Genomic DNA, 13,271 nt, shown 5'->3' with positions numbered 1-13,271 from the left:
TGCGGAGGCTGCCGCTGCACCCGAAGCTCAGGGCAGGCCTCTCAGTCCGAGCCGCACTGTCGTTCAGCTCGGGCCATCCCCGAAAGGACGTCAGTCCTGACGGTGCGCAAGAACTTTGCGGACGACCAGACCCGCGACCAGAGCCCAGAAGGCCGCCCCGATGCCGAGGAACCCGACTCCGGATGCGGCGATCAGGAAGGTGACGACACCCGCCTCGCGGTGCTGTTCGGACTTCAGCGCACCGGCCAGCGCCGCGGCGAGGGTGGCCAGCAGGGCAAGTCCGGCAACGGTTTCCAGCGTGCCCCTGGGGGCGGTGGCGATCAGTGTGACGAGTGCGGCCGAGCCGAGCGCAAGGAGCAGGTAGGTGGCGCCCGCGGTGCACGCCGCGATCCAGCGACGCTTCGGATCCGGGTGCGCGGCCGGAGCCGCCGAGAGCGCGGCGCTGATCGCGGCCAGATTGATGGCGTGGCCGCCCGCGGGCGCGCCGAGGATGGTGCCGATACCGGTGACGGTCATCGAAGCGCGCCATGGCACTTGGTAGTCGAAGGACTTCATGACGGCGGTGCCCGGAATGTTCTGGGACGCCATGGTGACGATGTAGAGCGGGATGGCGATACCGATCATCGCCTGCCAGCTCCATTGCGGCATGGTCAATTCGAGCGACGGTGCCATGGCGGCGAGATCGAGATGTTTGTGCTGCACCGCGATGCTGATGCCCGCCCCGATCGCGGCGGTGGCAAAGGCCGCGATCACCGCCCAGCGCTTGGCGAATCGCTGTAGCACCAGCCACACCGTGATCACCGGGACCACCACCGCCGGACTGGCCTGCACGGCCTTCACCGGTGCGAGACACAGCGGCAGCAGCACTCCGGCGAGCATGGCCTGCGCGATCTCCACCGGAATCGCGGCGACCAGATTGCCGAGCCGCTGCCAGAGTCCGGTGATCACGATCAACACTCCGGTGATCGCGAATGCGCCGACCGCCGCCGCCCAGCCACCGGCGACGGCCCCCGTGCTGGCGAGCAGCGCTGCGCCCGGTGTCGACCAGGCCAGTGTGATGGGCAGCCGATACCGGTAACTCAGCAGCATCATGCCGATGGCCTGGGTCACGCAGAGTGCCAAGAGTCCCGATGCCGCCTGCGCCGAGCTGGCCCCCACCGCGGTCAGACCACTGAGCACTACCGCGAATGCGCTGGTGAACCCGACCAAAGCGGTCACGACACCGGCGGCGAGCGGCTGGGTGAGCCGCGCCTGCGCGGTAGCCGATGCTGCTGGTGAGGATTCGGCGAGCGCCGGGGAAAGCCTGGACATTTCTGGGATCTTCCCCGGTCATCAGTCCAGTTGTCACAGCCAGTCGCTCGAAACTGGACTGAATTGCTGGCGCGCGCACTCCCGAGGGCGTGTGCTGCCGACCGAAAGGGGTCTTGTCTACCCGCCGGTACCTTTCATGGCGCGCTGACATCTGTGCTAGTGAATGCGTAGGGTGAGGAGCGTCGGTGCTCGTAGGGTACGGATTCAGAACTAGGAGCTTTGTTGAGCGCGGTACTGATCTCGACGGATGAACTTCGGGAAGTATTGGCAGACAAGCGGGTTCGTCTACTGGATGTGCGATGGGCATTGGGGGATCCGGACGGCCCGCAGCATTATCTGGAAGGGCATATCCCGGGCGCGGTCTTCGTCGACCTGGAAACCGAACTGGCGGCGCCACCGTCACCGGCGCGCGGGCGGCATCCGCTGCCCGATCCGACGCAGCTGGAGAAGTGTGCGCGCAGTTGGGGTGTGTGCAACGGGGATCCGGTGGTCGTCTACGACGCGACCGGCGGTATGGCCGCGGCCAGGGCCTGGTGGCTGCTGCGCTGGGCCGGGATCGCGGATGTGCGGATTCTCGACGGCGGCCTGCCCGCGTGGATCAGTGCGGGCGGCGAGATCGCCACCGGCGCGGAACCCGATCCCGAACTCGGTGATGTCGAGGTGCAGCCGGGGCAGATGCCGGTGATCGATGCCGATGCCGCCGCCAAATGGTCGGGTGTACTGCTGGATGCGCGTGCGGGCGAACGCTATCGCGGCGAGGTGGAGCCCGTTGATCCGCAGGCTGGACACATTCCGGGCGCGGTCAGCGCACCGACCGCGGACAACCTCGACGCCAGCGGCCGATTCCATGCTCTGGACGCATTGCGGGATCGGTTCGCCGCCTTCGGGTCCGGACCGATCGCGGTCTACTGCGGGTCCGGCGTCACCGCGGCCCACCAGGTCGCCGCACTCGCCGCCGTTGGCATCGAGGCGGCCCTATACCCGGGTTCGTGGTCGCAGTGGTCCAATGACCCGAAGCGTCCGGTCGCCACCGGAGCCTGAGTCCGGCCCGGTGCGAGGCGCAGTACAGCTGGAATGCATCCTCCCGAGACGCACGCGGCGCCGGACGCGAATCACGGGCAGGTGCGGGCGATATCGATCAGGACTGCGCTATCCGCGGCCGTCACCGGCAGGTCGTACTGGACCGCCACGGTGAGGTATCTGCCCGCATAGAAGCAATGGTTCGCCCGCGCGGGCGGCAGCCATGCCGACGGCGTGCTGTCGCCCTTGGCCTGGTTGGTGTTCGCGGCGGTGGCGAGCAGATTCGCATCGATATCGTTGGCGAACCGCACCCGGCGCTCGCGTGGCCAGTACACCGCACCCATATCCCAGGCAGCGGCCAGCGGGTAGACGTGGTCGATTTGGACATCGCCCGCATCGGCTTTGCTGAATGTGATCCGGTTGCCGGTGTACGGATCGTCGAGGGTGCCCGCGGTGACCACACAGCCGTTGGTGCCGGGCCGAAAGCTCACTCCGGTCAGCTGTCTGCTCAGCACGTCGTTGCGGGTATCGCAGCCGTCGTGCCCACCGGGTCCGTCGTAGTCATCTGTCCAGGACGGACCGAATACGCATCCCCGCCCCTCCTGACATCCGCGCTCATAACCACCCGGATGCCCGCGCACGGCGACGACCCGCACCGAGGCGAGCAGATGCTCGAGCTGGGCCCGGCTCGGGCTGTCCGGTGTGCGCGCGACCGGTTCGGTGCCCAGGTCAGCGCATGCGGGCACGGCGAGCAGCGCCACCGCGAGCAGGGCACGCAGCCATCGTCGAATGTCGGCACGCACGGTGTCAGATGTACCCGCATGCACCGACATTCGTAGCGCCTAGCTGGAGCGCCTCGAGAAGCGAGCCGGTCAGGGCTCACAACCAGGCGCGCGCCAGCAGTTCGTCATCGGCGACTTCGCTCGTCCGCGGCGGGAATCTGGTCGCCGATATGGACTCCGGGTGCGCGCCATCGTGCCCGATCAACCACGAGCCGCCGCGCTCCTCGCATTCGGCGATCTTCGCGAAGGTGTTGAGCAGGAACGTGACCGCCTCACGCGGGTCCAGGGTTCGGGCCAGACGCTGAGATTCACCAGGACGCGACAGATCCAGCCAGACGCCGGATTGTCCGTCGAGTCGCATGCCGACGATCTTGTCGGCATTGACGAAGGTGAATTTGCGCCGTTCCCACGGCGTAGTCGGCGTGAAGCTCTGCTCGAGTACCTGGAGCAGAATCGTCATGCTTTGCCCTCCGCTTCCGTTGACACCCAACTGCGGTTCTCTCGCGATGACCAGCGGATATACCAGTATTCTCCGAATTTTGTCCGAGTGGTAGCGATCAGTCCATCTAGCCGAGGTCAGAGACTGTTTCGTGTCCAGCCGGTATCGCTGTGTCCAATCTATATCTGTCTGGCTCGGTATCCCGGAAACTATCGTCGACCAGCGATGTCGCTGCCGTCAGGTGTTCAGATCCGCGATGCGCCGTCGGTCAGGAAGCGCTCGATTTCGCCGGGTAGGTGTCGCGAAACGCGTCGCGGACGGTTGCCGCATCCGGTGCGTCTCGGCCTTCGATTCCCGACACCACCTCGGCGACGCGCCAGAACTTCGACGGGACCAGGCGGCCGGAAATCACGGCCCTAAGCGTGACATCAGCCGCCTCGTCCGGCTTATCGGCCGCTACCAGGGCCAAGCCCAGATCTATGTTCGCCGTCGCGATTCGGCGCGGCCGGACAAGCGTGCGGCATAGCCGAGATGCTGCCGGATATCGTTCAGCAGCTCACCGGGCGGACTGGTCGAGTACGCCGACGCCAGATCATCGACAGCCAGTTCGAGGCGGTCGAGGGTGTCACCACCGACATCCGACGCGGCCACGCGCCGAATCCACTCCGCGCCAGCCCGCTCGCCATCTGCCGATTCGCCCAACGCGGACTCGTACGCGGCGATGACAGCGGCGGGCACAGCACGTTTGCCGGACTCGATCAGCGACAGACCAGCGGTGTCGCCACCACCATGTGTCATGTTTGCGATGCGACCGAATCGCCCGCGCTCATGTCCGGGTCGACGCGGCGTAGCGCTGATGCCAACCATTCGGACCTGCGATGCTCGGCTGGCATCGCGGCCAGCCCGTGTGTCGCTTCCTCGATTGCTTCGCCTGTGTACCCCAGCAGCGCCAGAACGCCGCCACGCTGCACAGCTCCGAATCCAGTACTCCACCAGTACATCGACGCGGGGGCCTCGATGCCGTCCGCCGCTTCCGCCGCAGCGTCGGCCAGAGCCAGCGCGCGTTGTGCTTGGCGCGTCTCTCCGTGCGCGGCCAATAGCTCGGCTCGTCGCATCCGTCCGTAGGCCGTGATGACGGGGTGCGCGTCTCGTACCGCCAGCGCGGCGTCCGACAGTGCGAGGACTTCGTCGTAATTCCCCGCGCTGACCGTCACGTAGCCTAGAAAGCCCAGGCTGTGCGCAATCCGGTCCGGGTCGCGGGACTCCTTCGCCAGGCTCGCTGCCGTGCCGAGGCTTCGCCGGGCGGCAGAGTCGGCTCCGATCGCGTGCTCCAGCCATCCCCGATACTGCGTGATCTCCGACGCGAGGCACGCCGCGTCGCTCCGTCCTGCACGTGCCTCACCGGCAAAGGCCTCGGCCATCTCGGCCATGCCCCGCACGGCCGGTAGAACCGTCAAAGCCCCTGCCGCGTCCTCGATTCGGCGCGTAGCCGCCAGCATTACTGCCACGTCGGACAGGGCGACGGGGTCGACGCTGGCTGGCGCTCGCGCCACCGCCGTCAGCCGCTCCAAGTCCGCGCCCAGCACCCTTTCGTAGGCAGCGACGACACCGGCAGGCACCGGGCGCTGGCCGGTCTCGATGAGTGACAGATACGCCCGGCTGTAGTAGCTCCGCTCGGCCATAGCGCGCAGCGAGATACCCGCCGCCTCGCGAGCGGCGCGCATCAGCGCACCGGGTTCCATAAGACCAGCCTAACGCGCTTTGTGCTGTAGACGCCTGTGGACGCCGAAGTACTCCATTCCCGAAAGTCGCACGCCTAGCGTGTTTTTCAGCCCCGCCGCCGGGTCGATGCCGTGCCCTCAACGGCACCCCGGCGGTGGGTGCTCACCACCAACGACGGCTGAAGGGGGACGGGAGATGGAACTCCCCGCGCGATTCGATGACGAAGACGCCAGGAAGCTGGCGATGGCTCCGGACGGCGACGAGGGGTACAGCTATCTCCAGCGCGAGGACGGGTCATGGTCACTGGTCGATAGCGACGGATGGGAAGTCGAGTTCGCCGAACCTGACACCGACGTGATTTCGGCGATTGCCGTGGCGATGTGCGCGACGATCGCCGTAGAGCCGCTGTCGGTCGTGGACAGCGAGATTCGATGAGCGGATGGATCGTGCTCGGGTATGTCGTTGTGATCGGGCTGCCCTTGGTCGTGATCGTCGCGGTGACCTGCTGGCCTGAGCGCATCCCGAAGGACCGCACGGTGCAGGCGATCCGAGCACGTATCGAGGACGAAGATCAGGAACGCTGAGCGATCCGAGGTCAGAACATTTTCGCCGCTACCGAATTCGGTTCCGGACGAGTCATTTTCAGCGAGCCTGGGGTTCGCCGCTGAGAATCGTTTGTTACCGAGAGGACCACTCCGCGCGCTATGCGGCAACCGTGCTCGTTCGGCGCATCTCGTTCGCTGGTGGGTTCGAGGTTTGTCGCGGCAGGAGCGACAAGCGAGGCTCTGCAGATCCGCAGAGGTCGATTTCCGCTCGCCTCATTTGGTTTCAGGGTCGGCTGATGGTGGTTCGATGGGGAAGAAGATCGGGCTGAGCAGGTACTGCCCGCGGTCGGGGGTCGGCTGGTTGGCCAGCCGGGGCAAGATCACCTGGCGTAGCTCGGTGATCATCTGTTCCAGTTCCGGTCGGCTGAGCCAGACGGCGTGCTGCCGGTATCCGACGAGATCGGTTACCGGGTCGGGGTTTTCCCGGTCGAGGTAGGCGTTGAACTCGGCGATCAGTACTGCCAGCGAGGTGGCGAAGATGCGTCGGTGGTCCTCGGGCGACAGTGCCGCGGCAGCCTCGGCATCGACGCTCGCCCGGTCCTGGCGCAGCCGATAGTGGCGCTCCACCGCGCCGCGTACCCGCCGCTCCTCGGCGACTTCCAGGATTCCGGCGTCGGCGAGCAGGTCGACGTGCCGGTAGACCATCGCTTTCGATACGTCGGGAAGGCGGGCGCACAGCTGTGCTGTGGTGCGGATCTGCCCACCGCGCATCGCATGCACGATCCGCAGTCGCACCGGGTGTGCCAGTAGTTCGAATGCATCCACTACCTAACGATCTCACATCATGATACCTTTCTCAAAAAGCGAGAAAGGTACGGATGTGATGGTGGATGTCAATCCGGCCGCGATTGCCGCGGCCGTGGTCGAACTCGCGCGTACGCAGCGGTTCGCCGAGATCGAGGACATGTTCGCGCCTCGGCTGCGGGCGGCGGTGTCCGCCGAGACGGTAGAGGTGGCGTGGCGTGGCGAGATCGCCAAAATCGGGGCGGTCCGCACGGTGGGCGCGGCGCTGGGCGAGCCGATCGGAGCCGGTCTGATCAAGATGAGCGTCCCGGTGACCTGCGAGCGTGGCGGGCTTACGGTCGTCGTCTCGGTCGACGACACCGGCAGGCTGCACGGTTTCCGGCTCGCCCCGCCGATCACGTCGGCGTGGACACCGCCCCGCTACGCCGCGCCGCGCAAATTCACCGAGCAGGAGGTCACGGTCGGATCCGGGGGGCTGGCCGTGCCGGGCACGCTGACCGTGCCCCGGGGACGTGGCCTGCGCCCGGGTGTGGTGTTGCTGGCGTCTGGGCCCACCGACCGGGATTTGACCACGGGACCGAACAAGCCGTTCAAAGACTTGGCATGGGGCCTGGCCAGCCGTGGCGTGGCGGTGCTGCGGTTCGACAAGGTGAACTATGTGCACGGCCAGGTGGCGGTCGAACCCGGGTTCACCATGGTCGAGGAGTACCTACCGCATGCGATAGCCGCAGTCGGTGTGTTGCAACAGCATCCGGATGTGGACCCGGCGCGGGTGTTCGTCGTCGGCCACAGCGGCGGCGGGAAGGCCGCTCCGCGGGTCGCGGCGGCCGAACCGTCCGTTGCCGGCATCGTGATCCTGGCCGGTGACACGCTGCCGCTGCCCCGCGCCGCCGTCCGAACCGTTCACTATCTGGCCGCGCTCGACTCCGGCCAGGACATGGCGGGCGCGGTCGAGTCGATCACGCGCCAAGCCGCGCTCGTGGAGAGTGTGAACTTGTCACCCGCGACCCCGGCCACGGAGCTGCTGTTCGGTTGGCCGGCCTCGTACTGGCTGGATCTGCGCGACTACGACCCGGTCGCGACCGCCGCAGAGCTGGACAAGCCGGTTCTCGTCATCCAGGGCGGCCGCGACTACCAGGTGACCGTCGACGAGGACCTGCCCCGCTGGCGGGCGGGACTGGCCCACCGGCCCGGCGTCACGATCCGCGTTCACGACGCCGACGACCACATGTTCTTCTCCGGTTCCGGACGTTCCACACCCGCCGACTACCAACGGCCGCACCACCTCGACCCTGCCGTGGTCGCCGACATCGCCGACTGGGTTCTTCCCGGTACCAAGCCCGGACCGCTGGCCCGATTTCTGTCGAGCTACAAGCGGTAGGGCGGATTCGCGAACAACAGCCGTATACCGCGGACGAGCGAAATCGGCTCACAGCAACGACATCACCGAAAGGTCAGCGCAATGATCGAGAGCGCACCCACCGCCACAGCACAACTGGACTGGATAGTGTCAGCGTCGACCCGAAGTCCCCTGCCGGACCAGGAGATTCGGGACCATCTGGCATCCGGCCTGCTGGACGCCAGCAGCGGGGCGGACGGATTCAATGCCGCCCTGATGCGGATCGGCCGGCTCGTCGTCGGTGAAATCGTCGCGGCACGACCGGACTTCGTCCAAGCCGCGGTGCACGGTGACACTGGCAACTATCTCGTCACGGTTCGCACGAACACGGCCGGGTTGATCGAAGAAGTGCGCCTGACCACCGACGTTCCGCCACCAGCATCGTGGGCCGAGATCGATACGCAGCTCGCCCGGCTCGGCCGGCGAGTGTCCTTCGCAGCAGCGGAAATCGAACCGGACGACCACTGCCGGATCGTGCACGGCCTCAACCCCGACACGCTGCGCCCGATCGGTTCGGCGTTCAAGCTCTATGTCTTGGGAGCCCTCGCCCGCGCGGTCGCCGAAGGACGCGTCGGATGGGACGAGCGATTGGCGATCAGGGATGACTGGAAAAGCCTGCCGTCGGGCACCATGCAGAACCGTCCAGCAGGCGCCACCGCCTCGTTGGCCGAATATGCCGAACTGATGATCTCGATCAGCGACAACACCGCCACCGACCATCTGATCCACCAGCTGGGCCGGGACGCAGTGGAACGCCAGCTGAGGCTGTTCGGTCATCGGCAACCCGACACGAATACCCCGTTCCTGACAACCAAGGCATTCTTCCAGCTCAAGGGAAACAGCGACACGACCTGCGCGCAGCGCTACCTGGCGCTGTCACCCCATGACCGAGTCGCCGCGTTGGAACAGTTGGAGTACCGGCCCCTCCCGGACCTGCAGGAGACCTGGCCCGAGCCGAAACACATCGACCAGATCGAATGGTTCGCCGCCCCGACCGATATCTGCCACGCCTTCGCCGGACTCGCGCAGTTCGACCAACCCGAAATCGGCCACGCCCTATCGCAGAAAGACGAGGGACTCAACCTCGACACCAGACAATTCCCCACGGTCTGGTACAAGGGTGGCAGCGAACCAGGCGTGGTCACCCTGCACTACCTGGCCCGCACCACCGACGACCGAACCCTGGCGACAAGTCTTATGGTCTCCGACCCACACACCACCCTCGACACACTGTCGGTGACACTTGCCGGCCAGTCCGTCATCCGCGGCGCATTCCACCTGCTGGCGCACGCACGGTGAGCATGCCTGCACATCGGCCGACGTCTTCGAAACCACCCCGCAGCGCCCTCGTCATCGGCGCCGCCTAACACTCTCTGGCCTCGATATAGGCCCCGTGACCAGCGGATATGCCAATATGTTCCGGTTCTGTCCAGAAATCTGGGAGACCGGCCTGGCCGCCGTCCGATCGCTGTCGGAGGCACCTGATTGGATGGGGTGATGCTGCACGGTCTGTGGTCGCCGGGATCGGGGTTGCTGCTGTGGCAGGAGGCCCCGGTTGTCGCGCTGCCCGATCCGCTGGGTGCGGTGCTGGCGGCATCGAAGTTCCGGCATCGGGCGCAGGTGCTGGCCAACGGGGTGGATGCGGAGACCGAGCAGGTGCGGGCGCATGCGATGGTGCCCGCTGCGGCCGCGGCGGCATTGCGCCAGCGGCTGCCCGTCGAGGCGGTTTCGGGGGATCTGCGGTTTCTCGCGCATGTGGCGCACGGGGTCGAGCGGTGGGTGCGGGCCGGGCGGGTGGCACCGGAGCTGCGCCGGGATGACGGGCAGTGGTGGGTGCGATGGCGATTGGTCGGCGGGGAGCGGCAGCGCGCGTGGCTGGCGGAGTTGGCAGTGGCGATGCCGCCCGCGCTGCGCGTCGCGGGGAAGCCCGCCGTGCTGCTCGAGGATATGGTCACCGAGCTCGCCGATCCGATCGCCAGGGAGCTGATGGATCCGCCGCCGTCGGTGCATCCGCTGGTGGCCGCGCTTATAGGTGATGTCGCCGTCGACGGCGGCAGCTATCAGCTGGCCGAGGTATTGGAACGCTGGCGGGCGAGTCTGACCGGGGATGAGCCGGAGTTGGTGCTGCGTCTGCTGGAGCCGGAGGGCGATATCGCCTTCGGTGCGGCGGATGCCGACGCCGATGATTCGGTGGCGCTGTGGCGACTGCAGGTCTGTCTGCGCGCCGATGGTGAGGCGCCGAATCCGGTTCCGCTGCTGGGTGATCCGGTGCTGGTCCGGACGGCGATCGAGAAGCTGGGGCAGGCGACGCGGGCCTATCCGCGACTGCGCGACCTGCCGAACGATCCGCAGTCGATGGATCTGCTGCTGCCGACCGAGGTGGTCGCGGATCTGGTCGAGCACGGTGCGCATGCGTTGCAGGCGGCCGGTGTCCGGCTGCTGCTGCCGCGGGCCTGGAATATCACCGCGCCGACCATGCGGCTGCGGGTGGACAGCGCCGTCCCCGCCGCGGAGAGCACCGTCGGCATGCGCGGACTCGTCTCCTACCGTTGGGAACTCGCGCTCGGCGATACCGTGCTGACCAAGGCCGAGATGGCCAGGCTGATCCGCTCGAAATCGGATCTGGTGCAGTTGCGCGGCGAATGGGTGCAGGCCGACCACAAGGTGCTCGCCGCGGCCGCCCGCTATGTCGCCGCCCATCTCGACGACTCCGAAATCACCTTCGCCGATCTGGTCGGCGAACTCGTCACCGGCCATGTCGAGAAGGTGCCGATTACCGAGGTCACCGCGACCGGCTGGGCCGCGGACCTTTTGGACCGGACCCGCGATCTCGAACCGGTCACCCCGCCGGTCGGCCTCAAAGCGCAACTGCGGCCGTATCAGGAACGTGGCTTGGCATGGCTCGCCACCATGAGCCGCTATGGCGTCGGCGGAATTCTCGCCGACGATATGGGGCTGGGCAAAACGGTGCAGGTGCTGGCCCTGCTGGTGCACGAACGCGAGACCAGCCGCTCGCTGACCGAAGACGCCGCCCGCACCGGCCAAGAGGTACACACCGCGCCACCGGTCGCGCCCAACGAATCTGGGGGTGCCGCGCAATACGTTGCGGCGGAAATCATTTCGCGCGGCGCGGCGCGGCGCGGCGGAGCCGGACGGATCGAGGGCCGCATCCGACCTGACGATGGTGCACCGGGGCCGACACTGCTGGTGTGCCCGATGTCGGTGGTGGGCAACTGGCAGCGCGAAGCCGAGCGGTTCGCGCCGGACCTGCGTGTACTGGTGCATCACGGCGCGGGGCGGCGGGTCGGCGACGAACTCGACGAAGCCGTCGCCGATGCGGATCTGGTGATCACCACCTACTCGCTCTTGGCAAGGGACGCGGTCGAATTGGCCCGCCAGCAATGGGACCGCGTGGTGCTCGACGAGGCGCAGCACATCAAGAACGCGGGGACCAGGCAGGCGAAGGCGGCCCGCGCACTGCCCACGCGACATCGGTTGGCGCTCACCGGAACTCCGGTGGAGAACCGGTTGGAGGAGTTGCGCTCGATTCTGGATTTCACGATGCCGAAGGTGCTCGGCAGCGCACAGACCTTCCGTGCCCGCTTCGCCGTGCCGATCGAACGCGATCGGGACGAGAACGCGATCAGCAGGCTGCGCACCATCACCCAGCCGTTCGTGCTGCGCCGGGTCAAGACCGATCCCACCGTCATCAGCGATCTGCCGGAGAAGCTGGAGATGACGGTGCGCGCCAACCTGACCGTTGAGCAGGCGGCGCTGTACCAGGCGGTGGTCGACGACATGTTGGCCAAACTGAAGGATGCGAAGGGGATGGCGCGCAAGGGTGCCGTGCTCGGCGCGCTGACCCGGCTCAAGCAGGTCTGCAACCATCCCGCGCATTTCCTCGGCGATGGTTCGGGCGTACTGCACCGGGGCCGCCACCGTTCCGGCAAGCTCGCGCTGGTGGAGGATGTCCTCGATGCGGTGCTCGCGGACGGCGAGAAGGCATTGCTGTTCACCCAGTTCCGGGAATTCGGTGATCTCATCACGCCATATCTCATCGAGCGCTTCGGCACCGCGATTGCCTTCCTGCACGGCGGGGTGCCCAAGAAGCAGCGCGACACCATGGTCGAGCGATTCCAGGAGCCGGGCGGCCCGCCGCTGATGTTGCTATCGCTCAAGGCCGGTGGCACCGGACTGAATCTCACCGCCGCCAATCATGTTGTGCACCTGGATCGCTGGTGGAATCCGGCGGTCGAGAACCAGGCCACCGACCGGGCCTTCCGGATCGGTCAGCAGCGCAATGTGCAGGTTCGCAAGCTGATCTGCGTCGACACCATCGAGGAGAAGATCGACGAAATGATCAGCGGCAAACGTCAACTCGCCGATCTGGCCATCGGCGCCGGCGAGAACTGGATCACCGAATTGAGTACCGACGAACTGCACCAGCTCTTCGCCCTCGGCGCCGAGGCGGTCGGCGATTGAGCCCCTTCGAGGACTACAGCAAGTACGGCAAGCGCCGTCCGGTCAAGGGCGGGGTGGAAGCGCGCAGCCGCCGTGGCGGATTCGGGCGCACCTGGTGGGGTAAGGCGCTCATCGAGGCGGTCGAGGCAATGGCCGAACCCGGTCGGCTGGCCCGCGGCCGCACCTACGCCCGGGCGGGGCAGGTGGTGAGCTACCGGATCGAACCGGGCGCGGTCACCGCGGAAGTACAGGGGAGTCAGCCGCGCCCGTTCACCGCTGTCTTCGCCATTCGGCCGCTGCGCGACGAGGAACTGGAACTGCTCGTCGAAACCATCCGGACCGCGCCGGGCGTGCTCGCCGAAATCGCCTCCGGCGCTTTGCCGATGAGCCTCGGCGAACATCTGCTCCCGACGACGGCCGCGGACCTGGACTTCTCCTGCACCTGCCCGGATCCCGGCTGGCCGTGCAAGCATGTGGCGGCGGTCTGCTATCTGCTCGCCGAACGTCTCGACGAGCGTCCCCGCGAAATCCTCACCCTGCGCGGCCTCGACCTGGATACGCTCATCGTCGGCATCGAACGCGATACGCGCCCGGCGGTATCCGACGATCCCTACGGCGATCGGACCCAACTGCCCGATCTGCCGAAGGTCGAATTCCGTCCCGCCATAGACGATCTGGATCCGATGCTGCTGCGTCGGGCGCTGCGGATGATCGCCGAGGACGAGCCGATGGCCGCGGCCGGGCTGCGCGATCTGCGCGCGCTCTATCACGCGCTGGAGCGCTGACCG

At 67.0% G+C, this 13,271-nt stretch carries 14 protein-coding genes; 7 read left to right on the top strand and 7 right to left on the bottom strand.

Annotated features, from left to right (window positions below; translation table 11 throughout):
- Positions 1 to 90: 90 nt before the first annotated feature.
- A complete protein-coding gene (locus ABZ293_RS31555) occupies positions 91 to 1,311 on the bottom strand; it encodes a benzoate/H(+) symporter BenE family transporter (protein WP_355186603.1) in 1,221 nt (406 codons plus the stop codon).
- 234 nt (positions 1,312 to 1,545) lie between these two features.
- On the opposite strand from ABZ293_RS31555, the gene ABZ293_RS31550 reads away from it, so the two are divergent.
- Positions 1,546 to 2,352, top strand: a complete 807-nt coding sequence (locus ABZ293_RS31550) for a sulfurtransferase (RefSeq protein WP_355186646.1) — start codon at positions 1,546 to 1,548, stop codon at positions 2,350 to 2,352.
- 71 nt (positions 2,353 to 2,423) lie between these two features.
- Here ABZ293_RS31550 and ABZ293_RS31545 read toward each other — a convergent pair whose 3' ends face one another.
- The 5 genes from ABZ293_RS31545 to ABZ293_RS31525 all read right to left on the bottom strand — a co-directional run bounded on the left by ABZ293_RS31545 (position 2,424) and on the right by ABZ293_RS31525 (position 5,294).
- The gene (locus ABZ293_RS31545; RefSeq protein WP_355186601.1) at positions 2,424 to 3,134 is read right to left on the bottom strand and encodes an HNH endonuclease family protein; all 711 of its coding nucleotides are present in this window, start codon (positions 3,132 to 3,134) and stop codon (positions 2,424 to 2,426) included.
- 76 nt (positions 3,135 to 3,210) lie between these two features.
- Positions 3,211 to 3,573, bottom strand: a complete 363-nt coding sequence (locus ABZ293_RS31540; RefSeq protein WP_354953546.1) for a hypothetical protein — start codon at positions 3,571 to 3,573, stop codon at positions 3,211 to 3,213.
- 247 nt (positions 3,574 to 3,820) lie between these two features.
- On the bottom strand, positions 3,821 to 3,964 hold the full coding sequence (locus ABZ293_RS31535) for a hypothetical protein (RefSeq protein ID WP_355186599.1): 144 nt from the start codon (positions 3,962 to 3,964) through the stop codon (positions 3,821 to 3,823).
- A 65-nt stretch (positions 3,965 to 4,029) separates the two neighbouring features.
- Positions 4,030 to 4,350: a hypothetical protein gene (locus tag ABZ293_RS31530; RefSeq protein ID WP_355186597.1), complete on the bottom strand. Its 321-nt coding sequence runs from the start codon at positions 4,348 to 4,350 to the stop codon at positions 4,030 to 4,032.
- Positions 4,347 to 5,294: a helix-turn-helix transcriptional regulator gene (locus ABZ293_RS31525; RefSeq protein WP_355186595.1), complete on the bottom strand. Its 948-nt coding sequence runs from the start codon at positions 5,292 to 5,294 to the stop codon at positions 4,347 to 4,349. Before ABZ293_RS31525 ends, ABZ293_RS31530 begins: the two co-directional genes overlap by 4 nt.
- Positions 5,295 to 5,469: 175 nt before the next feature.
- Here ABZ293_RS31525 and ABZ293_RS31520 point away from each other — a divergent pair, with 175 nt between their 5' ends.
- Complete coding sequence (locus ABZ293_RS31520) at positions 5,470 to 5,709, top strand: hypothetical protein (RefSeq protein WP_355186594.1); 240 nt, start codon at positions 5,470 to 5,472, stop codon at positions 5,707 to 5,709.
- Positions 5,706 to 5,858: a hypothetical protein gene (locus ABZ293_RS31515; RefSeq protein ID WP_355186592.1), complete on the top strand. Its 153-nt coding sequence runs from the start codon at positions 5,706 to 5,708 to the stop codon at positions 5,856 to 5,858. Before ABZ293_RS31520 ends, ABZ293_RS31515 begins: the two co-directional genes overlap by 4 nt.
- Positions 5,859 to 6,092: 234 nt before the next feature.
- On the opposite strand, the gene ABZ293_RS31510 is transcribed toward ABZ293_RS31515, so the two are convergent.
- Complete coding sequence (locus ABZ293_RS31510; protein ID WP_355186590.1) at positions 6,093 to 6,644, bottom strand: helix-turn-helix domain-containing protein; 552 nt, start codon at positions 6,642 to 6,644, stop codon at positions 6,093 to 6,095.
- Between the two features lie 58 nt (positions 6,645 to 6,702).
- Here ABZ293_RS31510 and ABZ293_RS31505 point away from each other — a divergent pair, with 58 nt between their 5' ends.
- The 4 genes from ABZ293_RS31505 to ABZ293_RS31490 all read left to right on the top strand — a co-directional run bounded on the left by ABZ293_RS31505 (position 6,703) and on the right by ABZ293_RS31490 (position 13,268).
- Positions 6,703 to 8,004 carry a hypothetical protein gene (locus ABZ293_RS31505; RefSeq protein ID WP_355186644.1) on the top strand — a complete coding sequence of 434 codons (1,302 nt, stop codon included), beginning with the start codon at positions 6,703 to 6,705 and terminating at the stop codon, positions 8,002 to 8,004.
- An 81-nt stretch (positions 8,005 to 8,085) separates the two neighbouring features.
- Complete coding sequence (locus tag ABZ293_RS31500; RefSeq protein ID WP_355186588.1) at positions 8,086 to 9,321, top strand: serine hydrolase; 1,236 nt, start codon at positions 8,086 to 8,088, stop codon at positions 9,319 to 9,321.
- 198 nt (positions 9,322 to 9,519) lie between these two features.
- The gene (locus ABZ293_RS31495) at positions 9,520 to 12,504 is read left to right on the top strand and encodes a DEAD/DEAH box helicase (protein ID WP_355186586.1); all 2,985 of its coding nucleotides are present in this window, start codon (positions 9,520 to 9,522) and stop codon (positions 12,502 to 12,504) included.
- Positions 12,501 to 13,268 (top strand): SWIM zinc finger family protein, encoded by a 768-nt coding sequence (locus ABZ293_RS31490; RefSeq protein ID WP_355186584.1) that lies wholly within the window; start codon positions 12,501 to 12,503, stop codon positions 13,266 to 13,268. The genes ABZ293_RS31495 and ABZ293_RS31490 overlap by 4 nt, the downstream gene beginning before the upstream one ends.
- The last annotated feature ends 3 nt before the right edge of the window (positions 13,269 to 13,271 follow it).

Source organism: Nocardia sp. NPDC005998 (assembly GCF_040614395.1).
In the GTDB taxonomy this organism is placed as follows: Bacteria; Actinomycetota; Actinomycetes; order Mycobacteriales; family Mycobacteriaceae; genus Nocardia.
This window is presented reverse-complemented; position numbering and strand designations above follow the sequence as displayed.